This is a genomic window from Marivita sp. (assembly GCF_965656765.1).
GTDB lineage: Bacteria > Pseudomonadota > Alphaproteobacteria > Rhodobacterales > Rhodobacteraceae > Marivita.
The window spans coordinates 58,615-65,020 of the sequence record NZ_CBFHLV010000013.1; the positions used below are offsets into that span (position 1 = coordinate 58,615).

Genomic DNA, 6,406 nt, shown 5'->3' on the forward strand with positions numbered 1-6,406 from the left:
CAGTGTGGACCCGGCCGTGTTCAACACGTTGGGTCCACATCACCCAGAGTCCAGCCGGTTCCGGGCTCTGACAGGGCCCAACTCTGGCTTTGATTGAGGTGTTCCGGAATGTTCGACTACCGTCGCATCGTTCTTACAAAATTGGCCACGATCGGCCCCCGCTACCTGCCCTTTGCGGATGTCGGGTCCGAAAACGTGCCGCTGGCGCGCCTGCTGCGATTGTCATTGTTCCAAATGACTGTCGGGATGGCGCTGGTTTTGCTGGTTGGAACACTTAACCGCGTAATGATTGTCGAATTGTCGGTGCCTGCCAGCCTCGTTGGAACGATGCTGGCCCTTCCCATTGTCTTCGCGCCCTTCCGCGCTCTGATCGGATTCAAGTCCGACACCTATAAATCCGCGCTGGGTTTGCGACGGCTGCCTTATATTTGGAAAGGCACGCTGTACCAGTTCGGTGGTTTTGCCATCATGCCCTTCGCCCTGCTGGTCCTGTCCGGCTATGGCGAAGCCTTCGATGCCCCGCGATGGATCGGATACAGCTCTGCGGGGCTTTCCTTCCTGCTGGTCGGCGCAGGTGTACACATGGTGCAGACCGTAGGCCTTGCCCTCGCAACCGATCTTGTTGACGAAGCGGACCAGCCCAAAGTGGTTGGGCTGATGTATGTGATGCTCTTGTTCGGCATGGTCCTAAGCGCGATTATTTACGGCACAATGCTTGAAACCTACTCGCCGGGCCGCCTGATTCAGGTCATCCAAGGCACAGCGGTGGTGACAGTCGCACTCAATTTCTTGGCCATGTGGAAACAAGAGGCGCGCGACCGCGTACGCGCCCAAGCAATGGCCATCGCCCCCGATATCGCTTTTCGCGATGCTTGGGGGCAGCTTGTCCAGAACGCTGGAATGCTACGGCTTCTGCTGGTCATAGCGCTTGGCACCTTTGGGTTCGGAATGGCCGATGTGCTGCTTGAACCTTATGGCGGCGAGGCGCTTGGCCTATCGGTGGCCAGCACCACCAAACTGACCGCGCTATTGGCTGGAGGCACCTTGATCGGGTTCGGCATCGCGTCGCGCGTCCTCAGCACAGGCGGTCGGCCATCAACAACATCCCTGATTGGTGCCTTAATCGGCATTCCCGGCTTCATCGCCATTATCGCGTCGGCCTATGGCGGTGGCATTTATGCCTTCCTGGCCGGAACGCTTTTGATCGGGATGGGTGCCGGGCTGTTTGGACATTCGACACTGACCGCAACAATGCGCGCTGCACCCAAGGATAAGATTGGCCTCGCGCTTGGCGCCTGGGGCAGCGTTCAGGCCACTGCGGCCGGGGTCGGCATGGCCTTGGCCGGATGGGTACGTGACATCATCGTGGCACTACCGCAAGACGCCAATGGTCTTTCGGTGGAAACGCCCTACAACATAGTATTCTCCATGGAGATCGGCTTTCTCGTTCTAGCTGTCTTCATCGCCCTCCCGCTTGCGGCACGGGGCGGATTCACTCAGACCGCACGCCCTGCGGCACATACGCAATCCAACCCGGTGGAGGCACCATGACGACGATCCTTACGCGGTATTTCGAAAGCGCAGACCAAGCCGATTCAGCACGACGTGACCTGATGTACACGTATCGGGTGTCACCCGCGATTATCCGAATTTTTGATGAGCCGAAGGGACTGACAGAGGCCCTGCAGCGCGCTGATGTTCTGCCCGAAACCGCCAAAGCGTATAGCGCACGGATGAAATCCGGTGGCGCGGTGCTCATGGTGCGAGGCAAGTACAAACCGCTGGGTGTAACCAAAATCGCGCGACAGGTCGCCGAAGCCAAAGGCGCAGTCGATCTGGGCGACTTAAACCAAGAGGTGTTTGTCAAAGACGAACGCGGTCGCGGGCTTAGCACTATGCCGGATCACGGGCACATCTTTCTGCGCCCGAAAGACCCAAACCAAACCAATCACCAAATGGCTGATTGGCCGATCCCTCTGATCAGTCGCCGCAAGCCTTTCACTGAAACAGCGATTCCGCGTCATGGGCGGATGGCGAACTGGCCCATACCACTGCTGAGCAAGCGGAAACCCTACACAGGTTCGATCTTTCCACGCCATGCCCGGATGGCAAATTTCCCACTGCCTTTGATCAGCAAGCGCAAGCCCTTTACCGGGTCGATCTTTCCGCGCCACGCACGGATGGCAAATTTCCCGCTGCCGCTCATCAGTCGGCGCAAACCTTGGGATCGCTTCGCCTTCCCGCGCCATATGCGGATGGCCAATTGGCCGTTCCCGCATCTCATTGATGGCAAAGAACACACCAACGCGATCATTCCGGACAGTCCGCATATGGCGAATTTCCCGATCCCATTGATTAGCGATCGCAAACCGTATGACGGGTCAATTTTCCCCAAACATGCCCGCATGGCAAAGTTTCCGATTGGCCTCATCAGCAAGCGCAAGCCGATCACCGCGTCTGTCTTCCCCAAACACGCCCGCATGGCGGACATGATCCTGCCCTTGGTGGCGCGGCGCGCCGAAGATGGCGGCGAGAGCCGGTCGTTCTCCAAATTGCTGGGATGGCCGACGATCAAGCGCAAGTAGGGTCAAGCTTTCGAGAACCATTGTTTTGGGCGGGTGTGCGATACGGGCACCCGCCCTTTTCCTTTTTGGAGAAACCCGCTAGAGCGGCCCAACCCCTGCCAAGGAGCCGTGACATGATCCCCACATCCTATCCTTCATCAGACGAGATCGCCCGCCTTACCGCGCGGATGCTGCTGGAAATCGGCGCAGTGAACTTTTGTCCCGAGGACCCGTTTATCCTTGCCTCCGGCCTGCCCTCGGCCACCTATATTGATTGCCGCAAGTTAATCTCGTTTCCACGCATCCGCTCGACGCTGATGGATTTTTTGACCGTCACGGTTATGCGCAATGCCGGATTTGAGGCATTCGACAATATCGCAGGCGGCGAGACGGCTGGTATCCCGTTTGCAGCCTTTGTGGCTGAACGCATGGCGCTACCCATGGCCTATGTTCGTAAAAAGCCCAAAGGGTATGGTCGCAACGCCCGTATCGAAGGCGCGATGACAGAAGGTCAGCGCGTGCTGCTTGTCGAAGATCTCACCACCGATGGTGGGTCAAAGCTGAGCTTTGTAGATGCGATCCGCGAAACCGGGGCAACCTGCGGCCACACCGCAGTGATCTTTTACTACGACATCTTCCCGGAAACGACGAAGACACTGGGCGACCACGGCGTTCAGCTGCATCACCTATGCACATGGTGGGATGTCTTGGCCGAAGCCCGTGCCCAAGGCGCGTTTGACGAAGACACCCTGACCGAGGTCGAAGCGTTTCTCAAAGCGCCGCGTGCTTGGCAGGACGCCCGGAAGTAACCATGCTCAGGATCTGGCAGCCCAAGGTTTGCCGGAGCGCACCAATCAGGTCATCCAACGTTTCGGCCCTGACATACATCCCGCCAGTTCGATCCGCGAGACACCGCGCGACCGGTTCCACAAAAGTGTCCTGCGGCTGATCGGGCCAGGCAAAATGTTCTCCGCGCACGCGAAACCCGATGACATGGACCGTCATGTCAGCCCCTGCTGCCAGATCCGCCGCCAACTGGCAGGGAGACCCACCACAGGTTTCCTTGCCATCGGTGACCAGCACAATCTCACCCGGCTTGTTTTCGTAATCTAGAACCTGTGCGGCGGCGGCGATGGCCTCGGTCAGCGGCGTTTCGCCAGCCGGGTTCAGGCGGTCGATCTCAGCGACGATCCGATCCGCCGCATCCGCTTGGGGTGGGAATCGTACCACCACGCTGGCACAGCTTTCGCGCCGTCCAAATCCATAGGTCACCAATCCCAAGCGGCGCACAGGGGCCACTTGGGGCATGACTTTGCGCACAGCACGGCGTGCATCAAAGATGCGTGGCTCATCGAGTAAATTAAAGCCCATCTCGGCCATCGACCCGGATCCGTCAAACACCACCATCGCGTCGCGCGTACACGTTTCCTGTGCATGGACCGGCGTCAGCCCAATGCCCAAAGTGACCATAGCGATCAGAATCGTTTTCATGTCACACACGCCTCTCGCCAGGTTGACGTAAGGGTCGCATGCGCAAGATAGGTCTGTAAATGATTTGCAACAAAGATATGCCTTCACTTGCAGCGTGTTACCTGTGTCACAGCGAGTCGCCCAAAACACCAGATATTGACGCAAGACACCCAAATCGCGCAATATACAGCAACGCAAGACCGCACACAGCTTTTCCACAGGATATACATTTTGCCCTTTGTCGGACATATCGCTACCTCGGTCCCGGGAACATTTGGGGGCATGAAATGAACGAGATCACGACATTCAATCCAACCGGTGCCGAGATCACGAACCCCGAAACCATGCCACACTCGATCGAAGCCGAGCAGCAGCTTTTGGGCGCGATCCTGACCAACAACGATATCTTCGACCGGGTTGCGTCGATCATCGGCCCGCAGCATTTCTACGATCCGGTACATGCCCGGATCTATGAAATTGCATCAGCCCGCATTGCCAAGAACAACCTTGCATCGCCAGTGACGCTCAAGGCGTTTATGGAAGATGACGACGGCCTCAAGGAACTGGGCGGACCAGCCTATCTCGCCCGTCTGGCCGGTGCTGCGATCAGTTCGTTCGCTGTTCGTGATTATGCACAGATGATTTATGATCTGGCCGTCCGTCGCGATCTGATCGGCCTGGGTCGAGACATCAGTGCGCGCGCTGCCAAGGTTGATGTGCAATCTGAACCGCGTGAACAGATCGTTGAGGCCGAACAGGCGCTCTACAAGATGGCCGAACAGGGCCGCAGCGAAAGCGGCTTTCAGAGCTTTCTTAAAGCCGTCACCGACGCAGTGAACGTCGCCAACGCGGCCTACCAGCGCGAAGGTGGTCTGGCGGGCATTTCCACCGGTCTGGTCGATATGGATCGCAAGTTGGGTGGCTTGCACAAATCCGACCTGCTGATCCTCGCCGGTCGCCCCTCGATGGGTAAGACGTCACTCGCAACCAACATTGCCTTCAATATCGCCAAAGCCTATCGCAAAGGCGTACGCCCGGATGGCACAGAAGGCACCGTTGAGGGTGGCGTCGTTGGGTTCTATTCGCTCGAGATGAGCGCCGAACAGTTGGCCGCGCGTATTCTTTCGGAAGCAGCTGAAGTACCATCCGAACAGATCCGGCGCGGTGACATGACCGAGACCGAGTTCCGCCGCTTTGTGGATGCTGCCAAATCGCTTGAGGCATGCCCGCTGTATATTGACGACACCGCCGCTTTGCCGATCAGCCAGCTTGCCGCACGGGCGCGCCGTTTGAAGCGAACGCACGGCTTGGATGTACTGATGGTCGACTACCTGCAGTTGGTCAAAGGAACCGGCAAAGGGGACAACCGCGTCAACGAAATCTCCGAAATCTCGCAGGGCCTCAAGGCCATCGCAAAGGAACTGGATATCCCTGTGATTGCTCTGTCGCAGTTGTCGCGTCAGGTCGAAAGCCGCGATGACAAGCGCCCGCAATTGTCGGACTTGCGGGAATCGGGATCAATCGAACAGGACGCCGACGTGGTGATGTTCGTGTTCCGTGAAGAATACTACAAGGAACGCGAGAAACCGGGCGATCACGAGCTTGAAAAAATGGCCGCGTGGCAGGACGAAATGGAACGTCTGCATGGCCGCGCGGAGGTTATCATCGGCAAGCAGCGTCATGGCCCCATCGGCAGCGTTGAATTAAGCTTCGAAGGCCGCTTTACCCGCTTTGGCAACCTCATCAAGCCGTGGCAGCAAGGCGCAGAAGACATGTAACGCACTGCCGAATTCGGCCCGATCGCGTTACCAAAATCGTCGCATTTGCATTCCAAAGTCACCGGGCGGGATTTTCACGCTTGACCCACCGCACCGAGATGCACAAACACCGCGCATGGTACAGGCTGTCTTAACGATTGATTTGGGTGCAATTTGCGCCAATTGGAAGGCTCTCGCCGCGATGAATGCGGGCGAGACTGCAGCGGTGGTCAAAGCCGATGCTTATGGCCTCGGTGCCGCACAGGTGTCCAAGGCATTGGCCAAGGCTGGCGCGCGCACATTTTTTGTGGCGCAGGCCGAAGAAGGCGTCGTGGTGCGCGACGCGCTTGGTCCCGGCCCAAGGATTTGTGTCTTTGGCGGGCACATGGATGGCGATGCAGCGCTCTTGCGCGATGCCGACCTTATTCCGATGCTGAACTCCATCGACCAGATGCTGCGCCATGTTGAGGCCCTGCCCGGCCATCCTTTCGGCATTCAACTGGACAGTGGCATGAACCGCCTTGGAATGGAGCCCGGCGAGTGGTCCGCATTAAGGGACATCGCACTGAGCCAGAACCCGGTTTTGGTGATGAGCCATCTAGCCTGTGCAGACGA

The 6,406-nt window shown here is 58.1% G+C and carries 6 protein-coding genes; 5 read left to right on the plus strand and 1 reads right to left on the minus strand.

The window, feature by feature from the left end:
* The first annotated feature begins 108 nt into the window (after positions 1 to 108).
* The 3 genes from ACTG4M_RS06075 to ACTG4M_RS06085 all read left to right on the plus strand — a co-directional run bounded on the left by ACTG4M_RS06075 (position 109) and on the right by ACTG4M_RS06085 (position 3,373).
* On the plus strand, positions 109 to 1,551 hold the full coding sequence (locus ACTG4M_RS06075) for a PucC family protein (protein WP_439122746.1): 1,443 nt from the start codon (positions 109 to 111) through the stop codon (positions 1,549 to 1,551).
* The gene (locus tag ACTG4M_RS06080; RefSeq protein ID WP_439122747.1) at positions 1,548 to 2,585 is read left to right on the plus strand and encodes a PucR family transcriptional regulator; all 1,038 of its coding nucleotides are present in this window, start codon (positions 1,548 to 1,550) and stop codon (positions 2,583 to 2,585) included. The genes ACTG4M_RS06075 and ACTG4M_RS06080 overlap by 4 nt, the downstream gene beginning before the upstream one ends.
* 113 nt (positions 2,586 to 2,698) lie before the next feature.
* The gene (locus ACTG4M_RS06085; protein ID WP_439122748.1) at positions 2,699 to 3,373 is read left to right on the plus strand and encodes an orotate phosphoribosyltransferase; all 675 of its coding nucleotides are present in this window, start codon (positions 2,699 to 2,701) and stop codon (positions 3,371 to 3,373) included.
* Here ACTG4M_RS06085 and ACTG4M_RS06090 read toward each other — a convergent pair.
* On the minus strand, positions 3,336 to 4,055 hold the full coding sequence (locus ACTG4M_RS06090; RefSeq protein WP_439122749.1) for a vWA domain-containing protein: 720 nt from the start codon (positions 4,053 to 4,055) through the stop codon (positions 3,336 to 3,338). The two genes, ACTG4M_RS06085 and ACTG4M_RS06090, sit on opposite strands and share 38 nt — an antisense overlap.
* Positions 4,056 to 4,321: 266 nt before the next feature.
* On the opposite strand from ACTG4M_RS06090, the gene ACTG4M_RS06095 reads away from it, so the two are divergent.
* Together ACTG4M_RS06095 and ACTG4M_RS06100 are read left to right on the plus strand one after the other, a co-directional pair.
* Positions 4,322 to 5,812, plus strand: coding sequence for a replicative DNA helicase (locus ACTG4M_RS06095; protein WP_439122750.1), 1,491 nt, complete (start codon positions 4,322 to 4,324; stop codon positions 5,810 to 5,812).
* A gap of 115 nt (positions 5,813 to 5,927) precedes the next feature.
* On the plus strand, positions 5,928 to 6,406 hold a 479-nt coding region (locus ACTG4M_RS06100; protein WP_439122751.1), incomplete at its 3' end, for an alanine racemase.

Excerpts from the sequence above, each read along its gene's own strand:
- ACTG4M_RS06075 (WP_439122746.1), top strand. The coding sequence starts at position 109 with ATGTTCGACTACCGTCGCATCGTTCTTACAAAATTGGCCACGATCGGC.
- ACTG4M_RS06090 (WP_439122749.1), bottom strand. The coding sequence starts at position 4,055 with ATGAAAACGATTCTGATCGCTATGGTCACTTTGGGCATTGGGCTGACG.
- ACTG4M_RS06085 (WP_439122748.1), top strand. The coding sequence starts at position 2,699 with ATGATCCCCACATCCTATCCTTCATCAGACGAGATCGCCCGCCTTACC.
- ACTG4M_RS06095 (WP_439122750.1), top strand. The coding sequence starts at position 4,322 with ATGAACGAGATCACGACATTCAATCCAACCGGTGCCGAGATCACGAAC.
- ACTG4M_RS06080 (WP_439122747.1), top strand. The coding sequence starts at position 1,548 with ATGACGACGATCCTTACGCGGTATTTCGAAAGCGCAGACCAAGCCGAT.